The sequence below is a fragment of the Paraburkholderia phymatum genome (assembly GCF_040965635.1).
Classification (GTDB): domain Bacteria; phylum Pseudomonadota; class Gammaproteobacteria; order Burkholderiales; family Burkholderiaceae; genus Paraburkholderia; species Paraburkholderia phymatum_B.
This window is the reverse complement of the sequence record NZ_JBFRCH010000018.1, coordinates 65,613-82,889: the sequence shown is the minus strand read 5'-3', so window position 1 is coordinate 82,889 and position 17,277 is coordinate 65,613. Positions and strand designations below refer to the sequence as shown.

The window sequence follows — 17,277 nt, the reverse complement described above, 5'->3', positions numbered from 1 at the left end:
GGTCCCCGGTTCAATATTCCTGATTCGCGTCGGCATTCCAGTGATACAGCGAGCGGGCTGACGCAACGCGCCTGAATTCCTTCGGGTCGAACTCGGCGAATGCAGGCCCCGCTGCGCGCAGCAATTGCGCAACGGCTTCCACATCGGCGGCCTGCATCGGCTCCTCGCGCGCGTCGGCGCCCAGCGACTTGACTTTGCCGCGCACGTAGATCACTGCTTCGTACAGCGAGTCGCCGAGCGCGTCGCCGGCATCGCCGCAGATCACGATCCTGCCTGCCTGGGCCATGAACGCCGTGAAGCTGCCGACCGAACCCTTCACGACGATGTCCGCGCCTTTGAGCGAAATGCCGCAGCGCAGGCCCGCATCGCCTTCGATGACGAGCAGCCCGCCATGCGCCGATGCACCCGCCGCGTTGGAAGCGAAGCCCTTCACGTGCACGCGGCCGCTCATCATGTTCTCGGCGACGCCCGTGCTGGCACTGCCCGCGATCGTTACCTTCGCTTCCTTGTTCATGCCGGCGGCGTAATAGCCCGCGTGGCCGTCGATCTCGATTTCGATGGGCAGATCGAGCCCCACCGCGATGTTGTGCGCGCCGTCGGGATTCGAAATCAGCACCTTGCGCGTGCCCGCTTGCGCGGCTTCGCGGTGCAGGAAGCCATTCACATCCGTCACCGAGGCGGACGCCAGGTCGAAGTTCACACTGTCCATACGTACATCTCCTCCGGAGCCGGTTCAAAAACGCGGGCATGCTTGATGTCGGGCAGATGCGCGAGCGAGCGGAACTCGGAAGCGATCGCCACCAGATCATCGGTCTCCGCGACCACGGCCGGCTTGCACGCGAACGGATCGCGGATCAGCGCGAGCTTGTCGGGCGTGCCCATCAGGAACGTGTAGAAGCCGTCGAGCTGCTCAAAGCCCTTTTGCAACGCAATTTCGAGGTCGTCGCCTTCGCGCAGCCGGTATTCGAGGAAACGGCACGCGGCTTCCGTATCGTTGTCGGTATCGAAGCGGATGCCGTGCGGTTCGAGCATGCGCCGCACGCCGTTCGGGTTCGACAGCGAGCCGTTGTGCACCAGGCAGAAGTCTTCGCCCGCCGTGAACGGGTGCGCGCGATCGGGCGTCACGGCGGATTCCGTCGCCATCCGCGTATGACCGACCAGATGCGTGCCCGTCAGGCCGCTGAACGCGTAACGGTCCGCGACCTGGCCCGGCGTGCCCGTGTCCTTATACAGATCGATCATGCGGCCCGTCGACAGCACATGCAGCCCCGGATGCGCTTCACGAATCCAGTGCTTGACCGTCTCGGGATCGACGGCCACGCTCAACACGGCGTGATTGTCCCTGGCCTGCACCGAGGCCTTTGCGCCAAGGTGCTGGTTCAGTTCATGCACGAGCCCTTGCCAGTTGAAATCCGCACCGTCTTCCGTCAGGCCCGAGTAAAGGCTGATCTTGCGCACGCCGTCCGCGACGGGTTCCGTGAACACCGCAAGCCCTGCGGAGTCCGGTCCGCGCTCCGTCATGCCCAGCAGCATGGGTACCATCAATTCGCCGAGACGCTCGCGCATCTCGGGCTTCTTGACGAGTAGTCCGACAATTCCACACATCGTTATCTCCTCGCGCTCGATTCAAGCGAAAAGCTGTTTAGGATTCTTGATCAGAAAAATTCGAGGTAGGTCTTCTGTTCCCAGTCCGACACGTGGCGCATGTACTCGATCCACTCCATCTGCTTCAGACGCAGGAACTCGCTGCCCGCCGGGCCGAGCGCCTCGAGCATCAACTCGTCCTTTTCCAGTGCGCGCAACGCGGCTTCGAGGTTCTGCGGCAGGATGCTGATGCCGTTCTCCTTGAGTTCCTGCGGCGACATCTCGTAGAGGTTCGCATTGCACGGCTTGCCGGGTTCCAGACGGTTCTCGACGCCATCGAGCCCTGCCGCAATGACGGCGGCCGTCGCGAGGTAGGCGTTGCAGGCTGCATCGGGCAGTCGGAGTTCGATCCGGCCGCCGGGAATGCGCACCATCGACGAGCGGTTGTTGTCGCCATAGCTCACATACGCGGGCGCCCAGGTCGCGCCCGTCAGCGATCGCCCAACGACGAGGCGCTTGTACGAGTTCACCGTCGGCGCGCAGATCGCCGCGAGCGCGCCCGCATGCTTGAGAATGCCTGCCGTCCAGTGGTACGCGAGCTTTGAAAGGCCGAGGCCGTTCTCGTCGTGATCGTCGGCGAACAGGTTCTTCTTGCCGTCGGAAATCGACATGTGCATGTGCATGCCGTTGCCGGGACGATTCGCGAAGGGCTTCGGCATGAACGAGCAGATGAGGCCCAGTTCGTTCGCGATTTCCGCTGCCGCCATCTTGAAGAACACGTAGTGATCGCAGGACTTGAGGCAATCGGTGTACGTGTAGTTGATTTCGAACTGGCCGTTCGCATCTTCGTGATCGATCTGATAGACGTCGATGCCCGCCTTGATCAGCGCGTCCGTCAGCCGCTCCAGGAACTCGCGCGAACGCGACAGGCCCTTGTAGTCATAGCAGGGCTTGGGCAGCGCATCGGTGTGGTCGCACGGCACGATCGCGCCGTCGGGGCCCTTGCGCAGCAGCGAGAACTCCGGCTCGAGACCCGTGTTCAGAATCCAGCCGCGCTCTTCGAGGCGTCGCACCTGCTTTTTCAGCGTCACACGGCTTTCGAACGGCCAGGGCTCGCGCTTCACATGTCCGTCGCAGACGATGCGCGCGTAGCCGGGCTGCCAGGGCACGAGCTGCAGCGTATCGATGTCGCCGACGGCCATGAAGTCAGGCCCCTGCGGATCGATGCCGAGCCCCCACACAGCAAAGCCCGCGAAGCCGGCGCCGGCCGTGAGAATGCTGTCGAGGTGGGCGGCAGGCACGGACTTCGTCTTCGCGACTCCGTGGATGTCGACGAACTGCGCGAGGATGTACTTCACCTCGTTGTCTGCGAGAAATTTCCGGGCGTCTTCGGGGGTCATGTGAATGTCCTCAAACGTGATAAGTCCATGGTTTCGAAAAACGCCGGCCCGTCTTCGCGCCCGCGTCGACTACTTGCTTGCTACCGGATGGACGACTGATCGATATCCGTGACGGCATCGACCCCGACAGGGCCGCCACCCAGCTCGGCAGCGATGCCAGAGAGGGTTTCCCACAGATACAGACCGTATGTGCCGTCGGCCCAGATCCGGTAGTAAGGCCTGCCCGCCCGGGCGCCTGGCATGACGGTGACGGCGACGCCCGCCATCGAAGTCAGCACGACTGGCCGGGCTGCCAGATCGAGCGCGCCGAAATTGACATTGCAGGTTTGCAGCAACAGCTCGCTCACGGCGTCGCCGCACAGCACGAGCGCGACGTCCTGATGAAGCACGGGATACACGTGCACGGGCGTGTCGAGGTGCGCCATCTTCGCGGAGCTGCCTTGCGTGAGGCCGTCTTCGATCAGGTACTCGGAAATGCCGAGCCGCAACACGACACCGCCGCCAGCGAGGGGAGCCCAGCTGTTCGGCTGCTCCGGCACAGGAATGTCCTGGGCCTCGAGCCATGCCGCCGCGCCCTTGCCCTTGAAGCCGGCTCGCGCCAGCCACGACACATCGGCGATCCCGAGCGTCGCCGCGCGCGTGCTGTCGGCGGCATCGACCTGTTCCTCGACGCGCATGTTCTCCCGCGCGCCCGATCGCAGGCGCGGCGCCTTCCATGCGTCGCATACGGGGCTCATTCGAAGTGGCGCGTTCATGCTGTCTCCTTCCTCGGCGCAGCCGCCTTTGTTGTTACGGCGTCTTTCTGACGCTCGCTCTCAGGGTCATAGAACGGTGTCGGCACGACGGTGGCGGGCACCATCCGGCCATCGCTCAAACGGAAGGTGATGCGAGTGCCGGGCTCGGCCTGCGCGGGACGCACGAACGCAAGACCGATCGTCTTTTGCAGCGTCGCGCTCCACGCGACGCTCGTGACACGCCCCGCAATCTCGCCGCGTTCGATCACGAGATGGCATTCGCGCAGGCCGGTATCGCGCGCGCCCGCATCCAGCGCGAAGCCCACCAGACGCTGTTTGGCCGGCAACTGGTCGATGATCTGCAGGCTGCGCTTGCCGACGAAGAACGGCTTGTCCATCTTCACGGCCCATTCCATGCCGGCGTCGCGCGGCGTCGTCAGACCGTCTGTGTCCTGGCTCACGATCACATGCCCTTTCTCGAGCCGCAGAAGACGCTGCGCTTCGACGCCGAACGCCCGGATGCCGTGTTCCTTGCCGGCTTCGAGCAGCGCGCGCCAGAGCGCCGCGCCGTACTCGGCGGGAATATGAATTTCGTAGCCCCATTCGCCGACGAAGCCCACGCGCATCAGACGCGCCGGCACACGGTTCGGGCCGAGCGCGACGCCCGTCACGCGCACGCCGAGGTATGGGAACGCCGCCGACGACAGATCGAGATCGACGAGCTTGCCGAGCACCGCTCGCGAGATGGGCCCCGCGAGGTTTACCGCTGCGAACGCGCCCGTCACGTTGACGATGCCGCAATCGAGCTGCCAGATCGTGTTCAGGCGCGAAAGCTCGCGATAGATGACAGCCGCGCCCGACGTCGTGGTCGTGAAGTAGAAGTGGTCGTCGGCGAGGCGCGCGATCACGCCGTCGTCGATCACGACACCGGACTCGTCGCACATCACCGCATAACGGGTCATGCCAGGCTTCAGGCCCGCATACTTAGACACGTACACGCGCTCCAGAAACTCGGCGGCCTGCGGTCCGCGCACTTCGATCTTGCCGAGCGTGCCCACATCGATGATGCCCACGCCGTTGCGCACGGCGAGCGCCTCTTCCTCGATGCACGTCGCGCGCTCCTTGCCCGCGACGGCGTAGTACTCCGGCCGCTGCCAGACGCCCGCCGGCATCCACACTGCGTCGAGCAACTGGTGCTGCGCATGCAGCGGCGTGCGTCGTTCCGGATTGAAGCCGCGTCCGGCGAGATGCGACATCGGCACGGGATGGAAGAACGGCCGCGCCGTCGTCGTGCCAACCTCCTGTGGCTCTTTCCCTGTCAGCCGCGCGAGGATGCGCAGGCCATTCATGTTCGAATGCTTGCCCTGGCTCGGCCCCATGCCATTGGTCGAGAAGCGCTTCAACAGCTCGATGTTGTCGAAGCCTTCCTGCACGGCATTTTCGAAGTCTTTCAGTTGCAGGTCTTCGTCGAAGTCGACGAAATTCTTGCCGGATGTATGACCCACGATCGGCCACGGATGTGATGGCGACTCCCGTTCGGCGAGACGCGCCGGAGCAGCGCCCGTGTTGCCTTCGCCAAAGCCGCAGTGGGCCGCGGCCTGCGTGCCCGCGCGCGCGCCGTCGCGAAGCTTGCTGTCGAGCGTGTACACGCCGTTGACGCGGCCGCATGCGAACACGCCAGGCGGCAATTGCTCCGGCACGAACTGTTCGACAGCGTGATCGAACTGCATCTTCGTGCCCGCCTGATACAGCAGATTCGCGGCGGGCGCCCAGCCGACGCTCATCAGCAACGTGTCGCATTCGATCAGACGCGTCGTCGCCGTCGAGTAGCGCAAGCCGTTTTGCGTCGAGAACGCGCCGACGCGCACACCCGTCAGCCGTGAGCCCGACCCATCGGCGACGGCCTCGACGACGCAGCTCGATGCGATCACGTCGACGCCCTTTGCGCGCAGGTCGCGCTCCATATCTTCACTCGCATGCGATGCGCGCAGGTCCACCACGGCAATCACTTCGATGCCCCGCGCGTGCATGTCTAGCGCCGCGCGATACCCGTCGGCGTTCGCCGTCAGCACCACGGCCCGCTTGCCGGGCGCGACGGCATAACGATAGACGAGCCGCTGCGCCGCCGACGCCAGCATCACGCCGGGCACGTCGTTGTTGCGGAACACGGCGGGCTGCTCGAACGCGCCGCTTGCGACGATTACCGCTTTCGCGCGCATCTTCGTGATACGCGTCGCATCGACGAGGGGCACCCACAGATCAGCGTAATACGCGGCTGCGAGCGTGCCCGTCATCACGCGGATGCGCGGATGTTCGAGCACGGACGTCTGCAGTTCGCGGACCATGTCGAAGCGCCTGTCGTCGTCGCCGCCCAGCTGATAGCCACCGCTGCCGCCAGTGCGCGCATTCTCGTCGACGATGACGACGTCCGCGCCTTCTTCGGCCGCCGCGAGCGCCGCCGACAGACCCGATGGCCCGGCGCCGATCACCAGCACGTCGCAAAAGCCATAGCGCTTCGGCGTGCGGATATGCGGCGCCTTGAAGTCGACTGTCCCGAGGCCCGTCATCGCACGGAACATGCGCTCCCAGCGCGGGAACCAGCGCTTGCTATGAAAGGCCTTGTAGTAGAAGCCGACGGGCAGGAACGCGGCGAGCTTGCCGACGATCCGCGCGCGATCCCCCTCGACGCCGCCGAACGTGTTGACGGAATGCCAGTTGCCGCCGGGCGTCAGCGCCGTCACGTCGGCACGCACGTTCAGCCGTGCGCCGTCCTGAAACATCACATTGACATCGTGATTGGCGAGCGAGAGCACGCCACGCGGCCGGTGATACTTGAAGCTGCGGCCAAGCACGTGCACGCCCGAAGCCCACAATGCGCTCGTGAGCGTGTCGCCGACGAGGCCGCTGTAGTGCTTGCCTTCGTAAGAGAAATCGACGCGTGTGTTGCGCTCGATCCATTCGCCGCGGTGAGGAGTCAGACGCATTCAGGCCTCCTCGCCGGCAAGCCACGTGCGCAGCACGAGATCTTTCGCGGTGTCGCGTTCGGCGATGAACCATGTGTTGCTCGGCGTGTGGCACCACCATTCGCGCTTCACGCCTGGTGCGCCGTTGCGGCAGAACACGTAGTCGGCCCATTGCGCGTCGCTCGCGGTCATCGGGTCGGGCATCGGGCGAAGCTCACCCCAGTACGCGAATTCCGACACTGGGCGCGCGCCATTCACCGGACAGGTCATGATCTTCATCATCAATCTCCAGGTCAGTGGCCAACGGAGGCCGCGCCCTTTTCGCCCGTCAGCGAGAAGCGGCGGAACCGGTCGAGCGAGAAGCCCTCGATCAGCGGATGGGTGGCATCGTTCGCAACGGTGTGGGACATCGTCTTGCCGCACACGGGCGTCGCCTTGAAGCCCCAGGTGCCCCAGCCCGCATCCAGATAGAAGCCTTCGACGGGTGTCTTGCCCATGATCGGCGCGAAGTCCGGAGTCATGTCGGCCATCCCCGCCCATTGACGCATCACCTTCGCCTGCGACAGGAACGGGAACATCTCGAGCATGTGCGCCGTGAGCCCTTCGACGAAATCGAGCGTGGAGCGGGTCGCATGCAACTCGTACGGATCGAGCGATGCGCCCATCACGAGTTCGCCTCGCGCCGACTGGCTGATGTACACGTGCAGGCTGCCCGACACGAGAATGGGATCGAGCCAGGGCTTGAGCGGCTCGCTCACCATCGCCTGAAGCGGATGGATGAAGATCGGCGTGCGAATACCGACCATGTCCGTCACGCGCGGCGTCGAACCCGCCACCGCGCACAGCACCTTGTTCGTCGAGATATAGCCGCGCGAGGTCTTCACACCCTTGACCTTGCCGCCCACCACGTCGATGCCGAGCACTTCCGTCTGCTGGTGGATCTCGACGCCGCGCTGGTCCGCGCCGCGCCCGTAGCCCCAGGCGACGGCATCGTGCCGCGCGACGGCACCCGGCGCGTGATACAGCGCGCCCATGATGGGCGCGACGCCGCCGCACGAGATGTCGATCATCGGCGCGGCCTTCCTCACCTCGTTCGGACCCACGACTTCCGAGTCCACCCCGTAGTGCTTGTTGACCTCGGCACGCCAGCGCATCGTGCGCATCGCCGAATCGGTATGGGCGAGCGTGTAGTGACCGCGCGTCGAATAGAAAAGGTTGAGGTCGAAGTCCTGCGACAGGTCTTGCCACAGCTTCACCGACTCGTCATAGAACTGCACGCCTTCGGGCGTCAGATAGTTCGAGCGGATGATCGTGGTGTTACGCCCGGTATTACCTCCTCCGATATACCCCTTCTCGAGCACGGCGACATTCGTGATGCCGTGCTCCTTCGCGAGATAGTAGGCGGACGCGAGACCATGGCCACCCGCGCCAATGATCACAACGTCATATGAACGACGCAAAGTGTCGTGTCTCGTGAACATCCTCGGTTCCGGATGTTTCTTCGAGAGAGCGAAGCGGACGAGACGCCATGGCATAAAACGCTCCTTTGTGCGGCCCCCGCCGGGGCGACACTACGACGGTGTTCGAAGGGGAAGCAGCCGCGTGCTCAGCGCAGCACGATGGTCTTGTTGCCGTGGATCAGCACGCGATCCTCGAGGTGATAACGCAAGCCTCGCGCCAATACGGCTTTCTCGATGTCCCGGCCAAGGCGCACGAGATCATCCGGCCTGTCGGAGTGACGCACGCGAATCACGTCCTGCTCGATGATCGGCCCCTGGTCCAGCTCTTCCGTCACGTAGTGGCAGGTGGCACCCGTCAGCTTCACGCCGCGGCCATATGCCTGGTGATAAGGCTTCGCGCCGACGAAGCTCGGCAGGAACGAGTGGTGAATGTTGATGATTCGCCCCGGATAAGCGGCGCACAGCTTCGGAGAGAGAACCTGCATGTAGCGCGCGAGCACCATCGTGTCGGCACGCGCGTCCTCGAACAAACGCTGCACCTCGTCATACGCCTGGGCCTTGTTGTCGGGCGTGACGGGCACGCAATGAAACGGAATGCCGTGCCACTCGACGAAGCTGCGCCATGTTTCGTGGTTCGAGATCACGCACGGAATCTCGATGTCGAGCTCGCCCGCTTTCCAGCGCGCGAGCAGGTCGTACAGACAATGCTCCAGCTTCGACACGAGAATCACGACCCGCTTCTTCACCGAGTTGTCGGAGATCTTCCAGTCCATCGCAAACTCTTTCGCGATGTGGGCAAAGCGCTCGCGAAAGCCGCCGATACCGAATGGCAGCGACTCGGCGGCAATCTCGTGGCGCATGAAAAAGCGCTGCTCGATCTCGTCGGCGTGATGGGTAGCCTCGATGATCCACCCGCGATGCTCGGCAAGGAATGTGCTTACCGCGGAGACAATGCCGATGCGGTCGGGACAGGAAAGCGTCAGCGTGAAACGGTGCGTATTGGTGGACATGGTGTGTGCGTCGATTCGAAGAGGAACCATTGAGCACAACAGTAGCCAGGCGAAATTCAAGTGTCAATGTGAATCAACTTTTTTTCCTGTCAGGAAACACCCGTACTTCTTTTCTACCTCACCGGGGGTACTGCGCGGCGCTTATCACGGGATGCACGGCGGATGACCGCGCATTTTTCCGGAATACGCTTTGCATTCCGAACCAGATAGCGCGCAGGAAACGATACGGGACAGACACGGTCCTCCGTCCCGACGGGACGGCTGCAAGCTGCTCGCGCGTGAATGTGCGAGCAGTTGTCGTCGGCGTGGGTCAGATGGGGAAATGCAGGTTCAGGCGTCCAGTTCCGGCGACTGGCCGTACATGATCACCGTGATAAAGCGGATCGGCAGCTTGATCAGGCGCTCGGGTCCGTGCGCGACGGAACCGCGGAAGGTCAGCGCGTCGCCCGGCTGCAGCAGATAGCTGCGATTGCCGTGGCGATATTCCATTTTGCCTTGCAGCATGTAGATGAATTCGGTGCCGGGATGCTCGAAGGTCGGGAATACCTCGGCTTCATCGTCCATCGTGATGAGGAACGGCTCGAACAGCTTGACGGGCCCCTGGTCATAGGCGAGCAGATGATAGGTGTGTCCCTTCGTGGTCCCGCGCCGCACGACCTCCATGCCTTTGCCGGCCTTCACATGCTGCGCATTGCCCTCGCGATGCTCGAAGTTCTTGAACAGGGCGGAAATCGAAATGCCCAGTGCGCGCGCAATGCTGACGATCGAATCGAGGCTGGTCGATACCTGTCCATTTTCGATCTTCGACACCATGCTGCGCGAAAGGCCGCTTTGCTCCGCAAGATCGGCGATCGTCAGTCCCTGGTTCGTACGGTGCTCCTTGACGACCTTGCCCAGGAAGGACTCGATCGACCTTCCGTCGGCCGCCTCCTCAAGTTGGCTGCTGGGCAAATCGGACTCTGACTCGCTTTTCATCGCTCGGCTCTGCACGTGACTATCGACTATGGGCAATCGGATATTCGGCCGCGCCCCTTCGGGCGGCCGCAGTGCGAATAGTACCAGTGGACGGCGATGACGAGGACTGGCCGCCAGATGTATTCAACGATGCGCTTTCAAGCGTGTGGCGGATTGCGGCGCGCGAGGTGCTCGTGATGCCATACGACGGCTTCAATCCTCGAATGCAGATCGAGTTTGTGCAGAAGGTGCTTGACGTGCACTTTGACGGTTCCCACGCTGATATCGAGCTTGCGCGCAATCTCCTTGTTGCATAGCCCTTCGACGAGATAATCGAGCACCTCCTGCTCGCGTGCCGACAGTCCTGCCTCGTTGGCTTGCAAAGGCTGCCCGGCCGACAGTGCATGAAACAGCCTGCCCGTTACCGCCTCGCTGAGTACAGCCGTGCCTTGCAGCGCCTTCTGCAGGTTGAGGCACAATTCTTCCGGCTCCATATCCTTGAGGAGATAACCGCTCGCACCCGCGCGCAACGCAGCGACGACATCGCGTTCGTTGTCCGACACCGTCAACATCAGAAAGCGGGCGTCGACGCCGTGTTGCCGCATCGACTCCAGCGTCTCGATCCCGTTCATTTCCGGCATGTTGAGATCGATCAGGACGACATCTGGCTTGAGCCGAACCGCCAGATCGACGCCCACGCGTCCCGACGATGCCTCGCCAACGACGCGAAACGCCGGGTTCATCTGAATCAACTGCGCGACTCCCTTGCGAAACAGCGCATGATCGTCGATCAGCAATACGGTGTTGACTGGCTCCACGTCCTTTTCCTCATACCTCGATCGGCCCCGGATGCTGCAGATGCCGCGGATACCGACGGTTTCATCATAGGTCAAACGGGTTGATGCAGTGCGTCACGCGGCTTCCGGATAGGTCATCACCGGATATTCGCGGCGGGGCGGAAACACGCGCCAGGAGCCGTCGTCATGCCGAAAGAAGACAATGGCCACTGAGCACGCCGGCCGCGCGACCTCGATGCAGACATAGCGCCGGTTGCCATCTCGCGTGCGGCTGAAGCGGGTCACGCGAACGGGTGTTGTCGGCGTCGGCGACAGCCATTTCTCGACGAGGTCACGTAAAGAGTGTTGATGGGTGTTCATGATCTCTGCCCTATCGCCCGTTCATGATTGCTGTTTCCTTCTCTCCCGATGCATCCTGCAGGGCGCCGATCAGGCCGCCGCCTTCAGCGGGCCGACCGAGAGACCAAACTGGCGCGCGATCGACTGCAGGCGCTCGTGCCATTCCCATTTGCCGAACACATCGTGTACGTTCTGCAGACAACTGAGCAATTCGATCGTCACGGGATCGTAGACATTGATGCGGGCGCGCAGCAGTGCCTTCCTGAGCGCCGCGACGCCCACGTCCATGTACGCGGGTATGACGTCGGACGATTGTTCGCGGATATAGCGGACGGGCACTCCTTCCATCGCGGTCATGTAATCCCGAGGCTTGATGAAGCTGCCGACGGGACATCCTCCACAGTAGCCACGATATGCACCGCCGCCATGTGGCAGCAACGCGGCGCGGCCCTGGCAGAACAGATGCTCGACTGCCCGGTCGAAGATCTGCTGATGGGTCAGAAAATTGTGGCTTTCCATGATGCTGCTCCGCTGCAAGGTTTCGATGATTCGTGTCTGTAGTATGGACGGTCAACAGCGCCTTGCAATCCGCCAGAGGGGGCTCCCTCTCTGGGGGTATCCGGTGCAATCAATGGGGAAGGCTGGACGGATTGCGCGCTACCATCTACAGATCTACAGATAGTGCGGCCTGCGTTCGGGCAGCTCGCCGGGCACTTCCGCATCGGCCTGCACGCCGATCAACGCGGCGAGTCGACGCGAGCAGTGATCGCGTACCGACAGATGCCTGCCGCACTGCTGACAGCTCACCAGCTTGCTCGTCACGTCTTCGTTCGTGCAACGGCAATCAATGCAATACACGCGGCAATACACGCGGCGTCGAAGGCTGCCGCTATGCGCGACTTGCACCGCCTCGAGCGCAATCGCGAATCGGGCAGCCAATTGCCGAACGGTAATCGGGGATAAGAGTTGGTCGCGATCAGGTCATCTACTACCCACCAGGCGGTATCTCCACATGGGGGTTGCCATACGTTTGTCTGAAACCGACACTGTGAGCCGACGAAACACATATCTCTGCTCTGCGCCCGGTACGGTTCCAGATGAAACGATCTGACACGCGAAATCTCGTCGAGGATGTCGGAAAGGAATCCGACGCTATGGCTGCGCTGGCGCTATACGACCACAGCATCCAATGCGGACATAGAAAAATCGCTCTGCTCCGATACATGGACGCGAGAGACCTTGCAGCACCGCTTACGGAACGGCACCACGCTTACGCGCGGACTGTTGCTGAGTCGCTAGGCATGGGCGCGATGGAATCCATTGCAAGGCAGGCTGTCGAGCGGAGCCGGCAACGGCGGTACGCAGTGACGAACCGAATACGTTAGAAGAGAACGTACCAGCACCTGGAATCACGCCCAGTGTCATCGTCATGAATTGACACCCAGGCTGTCACGTTCGCGTCAAGCCGACGAACCTCCGAACGCCGGCGGTTTCATGGGTATCCAAGGGTCATCGTCATCTGCCGTTGGAGATGGGCTGTCTCCACAACGGTCGGTCAGGGTGGCGATGTTTGCGGCCTCGGCTTGTTCAGGAAGTCGAGGTCATTTTTTTTGGTGCGCTGCTTTCGGGCGTTGCTAGTCTGCTTCTCCGGGCGACATGAAAGCCGTCTCCGAAAGACAAGCCGCGCGAGGCAACGATGACATCGCATCCCGTAGATTGGCGATGAGGCTGCTCATTGCCGGATCTTCGCGTGCCGGACCTGATGCATCGGTCAAATTCAGTTCAGCCCTCCATCGAGCGGCAATCTCGACTTCTATCACGTGAATTCCGCTGACTGGCAAGCCATAGCGCTGGGCAGCGAATGCATCCGCGATGTTGCCGTTCACTACCCACGAACGGCCATGAGCTTCGACTGATCTGGTCAACGCAGAAACGAGTCGCCTGTCACACGAGCGTCCGCCATTCGTCCCGACGTTGCAGTCAGACACACCGGGCGAGTCACGATAGGGAGAGAGCCACGCGCTCGCATGCGATACGAGCAGCAGGACGTTATCGTGCATGCGCCTCAAACGTAGAAGTTCAGCAACCAGTGCGGAATGAAATGGCCGCCAGTAAGCGGAGACACGGCGACCGACTTCGGCTTCCGTGGGCTCGGAACCGGGCGGATACAGCGCTTCGCCACTCGAAGTTCGCGTCCGGCACAGAGACCCGTAGACAAGAGATTTCGGCAGACTGACGTCGCTTGCGACGTTGAGGTCGATCGCGCACGGATGATAGACGGCGGAGATGCAAGATACAGAGTTCGATTTAGCCGCCCGTTGAAGCTGCACCCCGGCAGGATCGGCGAGTCGCCCATTGACGGGAACCCACTCGGGATATTCAAGCAGTTCAGCCGGTACGATGGAACCGGTATGAGGGGTGGCCACCAGTACCGGCGAGTCGGTACGCAATAGATGCTCATAAGCGAGGTCGCACATCTGCTTACCCTCATGCGTGAAGTCGGGGAACTCTGGACGGTGGCATGGACCCGCGCGCCATGATCCCGAAATGGCGACTGGACTTCGTGGGCCGTCTGGCAAGCCGCTTATTGGCAATCCGTAAGCATCGCCGGAGGATTGAGAAAAAATACAATGCCCCGCAGCCAATCCAAATACCCAATGCGGGGTATTCCAACGTCGATGTCCGCATCGACTATTCAGTGGAGCTGCTCCCACAGCTTCGTCAAAAAAGCTTTGCATGGAACTGCGGGTCTGCGCATCCAATGCGCCGAATAGCCGCTCTGCTTCAACGTCGATCGCTTGCGAAGCGGCAGCAACCATCTACCTGTGGGAATACGATCGCGACAATGCGATGCGATCGCCGACATCATGCCTGCGTGAATGGAAGCTAGAAACGCTCGACGCGTACCTCGACCGAGTCCCTGGGCACGGTCAGCCGCGTGCGCTCGAGCAGGGCGTCCGCGGGCGCGGTGCCGTCCGGGTTCAACGGCCTTACTTTGTTGAACACCACGGAAAAGCTCTCCGGCGTAACGGTGGCTGACGCATAGCCTTGCGCGTCGTGGTCGGCGTGGCGGAGATCGGGGTTATTCGTCAACAGGAAGGTGTCGAATTTGGCGGGAGTAGCCACCAGCGACGCGAGCGGTGTGCCGCCCCATGCCGCTTTCATGTAGGAATAGAAGGACGTGCTGCTGATGCCGGCGCAGACGAAATCGACGATCACGGGTGTACCCGATGCGGGGTCCGGGTTGTCCCGCACGACGCCGCACTGAAACGCATGCAGGTCCCCGCTGATGGCGACGACGTTATGGATGCCCTGCTCCTTCAGGTATGAGAGCAGTTCGTGCTTGTGCGCCGGATAGCCGTCCCATGCATCGCAATCGATCACGAGGCGCGCCGCCGGTGTCTCTGGCGCGCCCGGCATCACGGCCCATAGACGGTTTAGCATCACCTCGTTGCCCCACACCTTCCAGGTCGCCGGCGAACCCTTCATCGTGGTCTTCCACCATTGCGTCTGCTCCGGGCCGAGCATCGACGGCGCGCGGCCGAGCTGCGCGGTATCCCGTGCCTCGAAGCGCTGCAGCACATCCTGCTCGACAAAGTAGCGCGAGCCGGCTGCGTCGTCGCCATGGACCGGATCGTGGCCGTGCGCGCGGGCGACAGCCGCCTCGCTCACGACGTGATCGTCGCGATACAGCCGCTCGTCCGTCATCACGAGATGCATCAGCATGCCGAAGCGAAATTCGCGGTAGATACGAATGTTGGTGTATGACGGATTGTGCGGCTCGAAACGCACGTCGCCCCAGTCCACCGGCATATACTCGGCCCACGCGCGGCTGGCGTTGCGGCGGCGCTGTGTCTCCTGCGTTTCCGCGTTCGTGTAGACCTGGTGATCTTGCCAACAGTCGTCGGAAAATTCGTGGTCGTCCCATATCGCGATCATCGGCAGGCGCTGGTGCAGCGTCTGCAAGCGCGGGTCGGTACGATAGGTGCGATAGAGCATCCGATAGTCTTCGAGCGTATTGGCATATACGCTGCCATCGGCGAGCGGCCTTCCGTCAGGCAGCCGCAGCGAAGGATGCGCTGCCTCGACTGCGCCGGGCCTCGCGGCCCCGACCGTTTCATAGATGTAATCGCCCACATGCACGACGAAATCGAGATCGCTTTCGGCTGCCAGCAGGCTCATCGCTTGCCAGTGGTTAACACTCCAGTCCTGACAGGTGAGCCACGCGAAGCGAACCCGGTTGTTGGCCTCGTATGCATCGGGAGCCGTGCGCGCGATACCCGTGACGCTCATGTCGTCGCCGGCGACGAACCGATAGTGGTACGTGGTCTTCGGTGAGAACCCCGTCACCTTCGTTCGCACGGTGAAATCGTAGGTGGCCAGTGCCTTCAACGGTACGCTGGCGACGAGAGCCGAGAAATCCGGCCGCGTCGATACCTCTAGTCGTAACGGCACTGCGCGCGCAACGCTTTTTGCGCGTTGCTTTGCGTCGCCAGGTACTGGCACGCACCGCGTCCAGAACACGATGGAACGATCGCGCGGATCACCGCTGGCGACGCCCTGTGGAAACTGATAGCGGCCTTTGCGCAAAGCACTGGCCGGTGAGACCGGCCGCGGAGCGCCAAACGTGCCGGTGGCAGCCGCAATCGTGAAAAAAGCCGACGATTTGAGGAAATGGCGGCGATCCATCGATCCTCCTCATCGATACACTGTGGATGTCTGAAGAGCATCGCGGTACGGCAGCACGCGATCGCCTCTCTCGCCCGGCAGCGTTGCCCCCCGCCATCGAGCACGAGTGATGGAACAGTCGACGTGAAAGACTACCTCGGAGATCTGCTTCTGAAAAGTCGTGACAACCCCGTTTCGAGGGCCTGCACGCTACCGCTCGGCCGTGGCAAGTCCGTCATGACGCACACCGACGTGACTATCGGCGTGCGCGACCCTGTTGATGATCGCCGGAAGTCCGCAGTTTACGGCATACGATGTCTGCCCTTTTCGACAACTCATTCTCATCGAAAGAATAAATTTCCGTTTTCGCGCAGTCCGCATGTCCGGCACGCAGACGTCTGAGAACACGCCGCTGCGCAGAGCAGCATTGAACGACTATTAGCCTGGCCGAATGAGTGATATTCGACTACAGCGGCTTGCTGGCGACCCCCGTCCGCCCTACTCTCAACCATAGCCGCCCTTCCAATAGTTGCCGGGTCGGCCATTTTCTGCGATCCATACACTGACACGCCTTCCGATTGCGGAAGATGCCAGCCCTATCGGAGAAGACATGCACGACAACCTGATTCCCGTCATCGTAAGCCGGAAATGGCAGATTGCTGAGGGATACCACGCCGTTGAACTTCGACCAACGCATAAATCGGTGCTTCCGCCATTCGACGATGGGTCGCGCGTCACCCTCTGTCTGAATAGCGCAGGCGGCAAGGAAAGGATTTATCCTCTGCTCGGGTTCTCGTCCCTGTCCGATGGCTACGTGGTCGGCACGAGACAAGGAGGCGATGGCAGAGCGAATAATTTGCGGTCCGATTTTCCGTTGAATGAACGAGACGAAGTATTTGTCGGCATCCCCGAAAGCCCGCCAACGATTGTGGACGAACGTGTGCGATCCATTCTTTTTGCGGGTGGGCTAGGCGCAGCACCGATCGCGGGAATCGCAAAGCGGCTTGCATCGGCGGGGCAAAGGTTCGAGGTGCACAACTTCGCGCGATCGGCCGACCGCGCAGTTCTACGGGAAGAACTTCACGCACTGCGACGTCATGGTGAGGTCAATCATTATTTCGGCTTGTCCGACGATCTAATCGCGCAGAAGAGTTCTCACGCAATGAGTCCAACTCATGCCAACACTCAGATTTACTGCAGTGGTCCCCCGGCTTTCATGGATTGCATTGAGCGCCAGGCCCGCGAATGGGTGTACGCCGGGAACATTCATAAAATCGTGCTCGGTGACCATACCGCATAGCCTGCGGCGGAGCGACGGCACGCGTTGCCAATATGAACGGATCGCGCGAGACAACACGATGAGAGAAA

Annotated in this window: 16 protein-coding genes; 1 reads left to right on the top strand and 15 read right to left on the bottom strand. The window is 62.0% G+C overall.

Going from position 1 to position 17,277, the window contains the following annotated elements:
* Window positions 1-10 precede the first annotated feature (10 nt).
* The 15 genes from AB4Y32_RS25860 to AB4Y32_RS25790 all read right to left on the bottom strand — a co-directional run bounded on the left by AB4Y32_RS25860 (window position 11) and on the right by AB4Y32_RS25790 (window position 15,930).
* Complete coding sequence (locus tag AB4Y32_RS25860; protein WP_368724080.1) at window positions 11-709, bottom strand: protein glxC; 699 nt, start codon at window positions 707-709, stop codon at window positions 11-13.
* Entirely contained in the window at window positions 697-1,605 is a 909-nt protein-coding gene (locus AB4Y32_RS25855) for an amidophosphoribosyltransferase (RefSeq protein ID WP_368724079.1), read from the bottom strand. The genes AB4Y32_RS25860 and AB4Y32_RS25855 overlap by 13 nt, the downstream gene beginning before the upstream one ends.
* A 50-nt stretch (window positions 1,606-1,655) precedes the next feature.
* A complete protein-coding gene (gene glnT / locus AB4Y32_RS25850; protein WP_368724078.1) occupies window positions 1,656-2,984 on the bottom strand; it encodes a type III glutamate--ammonia ligase in 1,329 nt (442 codons plus the stop codon).
* Between the two features lie 80 nt (window positions 2,985-3,064).
* Complete coding sequence (locus tag AB4Y32_RS25845; RefSeq protein WP_368724077.1) at window positions 3,065-3,739, bottom strand: hypothetical protein; 675 nt, start codon at window positions 3,737-3,739, stop codon at window positions 3,065-3,067.
* Window positions 3,736-6,702 (bottom strand): FAD-dependent oxidoreductase, encoded by a 2,967-nt coding sequence (locus AB4Y32_RS25840; RefSeq protein ID WP_368724076.1) that lies wholly within the window; start codon window positions 6,700-6,702, stop codon window positions 3,736-3,738. The genes AB4Y32_RS25845 and AB4Y32_RS25840 overlap by 4 nt, the downstream gene beginning before the upstream one ends.
* A complete protein-coding gene (locus tag AB4Y32_RS25835) occupies window positions 6,703-6,963 on the bottom strand; it encodes a sarcosine oxidase subunit delta (protein WP_368724075.1) in 261 nt (86 codons plus the stop codon).
* 11 nt (window positions 6,964-6,974) lie between these two features.
* Entirely contained in the window at window positions 6,975-8,162 is a 1,188-nt protein-coding gene (locus tag AB4Y32_RS25830; protein ID WP_368724074.1) for an FAD-dependent oxidoreductase, read from the bottom strand.
* Window positions 8,163-8,287: 125 nt separating this feature from the next.
* The gene (gene purU / locus AB4Y32_RS25825) at window positions 8,288-9,151 is read right to left on the bottom strand and encodes a formyltetrahydrofolate deformylase (RefSeq protein ID WP_368724073.1); all 864 of its coding nucleotides are present in this window, start codon (window positions 9,149-9,151) and stop codon (window positions 8,288-8,290) included.
* Window positions 9,152-9,481: 330 nt separating this feature from the next.
* Complete coding sequence (locus AB4Y32_RS25820; protein ID WP_368724072.1) at window positions 9,482-10,126, bottom strand: helix-turn-helix domain-containing protein; 645 nt, start codon at window positions 10,124-10,126, stop codon at window positions 9,482-9,484.
* 137 nt (window positions 10,127-10,263) lie between these two features.
* Complete coding sequence (gene narL, locus AB4Y32_RS25815) at window positions 10,264-10,923, bottom strand: two-component system response regulator NarL (RefSeq protein WP_368724071.1); 660 nt, start codon at window positions 10,921-10,923, stop codon at window positions 10,264-10,266.
* A 93-nt stretch (window positions 10,924-11,016) separates the two neighbouring features.
* Entirely contained in the window at window positions 11,017-11,262 is a 246-nt protein-coding gene (locus AB4Y32_RS25810) for a hypothetical protein (RefSeq protein WP_152758927.1), read from the bottom strand.
* Between the two features lie 69 nt (window positions 11,263-11,331).
* Window positions 11,332-11,760: a hypothetical protein gene (locus AB4Y32_RS25805; RefSeq protein ID WP_368724070.1), complete on the bottom strand. Its 429-nt coding sequence runs from the start codon at window positions 11,758-11,760 to the stop codon at window positions 11,332-11,334.
* Between the two features lie 153 nt (window positions 11,761-11,913).
* The gene (locus AB4Y32_RS25800; RefSeq protein ID WP_439899844.1) at window positions 11,914-12,099 is read right to left on the bottom strand and encodes a hypothetical protein; all 186 of its coding nucleotides are present in this window, start codon (window positions 12,097-12,099) and stop codon (window positions 11,914-11,916) included.
* A 776-nt stretch (window positions 12,100-12,875) separates the two neighbouring features.
* Window positions 12,876-14,060, bottom strand: a complete 1,185-nt coding sequence (locus tag AB4Y32_RS25795) for an N-formylglutamate amidohydrolase (protein ID WP_368724068.1) — start codon at window positions 14,058-14,060, stop codon at window positions 12,876-12,878.
* Window positions 14,061-14,127: 67 nt separating this feature from the next.
* Window positions 14,128-15,930 (bottom strand): alkaline phosphatase, encoded by a 1,803-nt coding sequence (locus AB4Y32_RS25790; protein ID WP_368724067.1) that lies wholly within the window; start codon window positions 15,928-15,930, stop codon window positions 14,128-14,130.
* A gap of 589 nt (window positions 15,931-16,519) precedes the next feature.
* On the opposite strand from AB4Y32_RS25790, the gene AB4Y32_RS25785 reads away from it, so the two are divergent.
* On the top strand, window positions 16,520-17,209 hold the full coding sequence (locus AB4Y32_RS25785) for an oxidoreductase (protein WP_368724066.1): 690 nt from the start codon (window positions 16,520-16,522) through the stop codon (window positions 17,207-17,209).
* Window positions 17,210-17,277 lie beyond the last annotated feature (68 nt).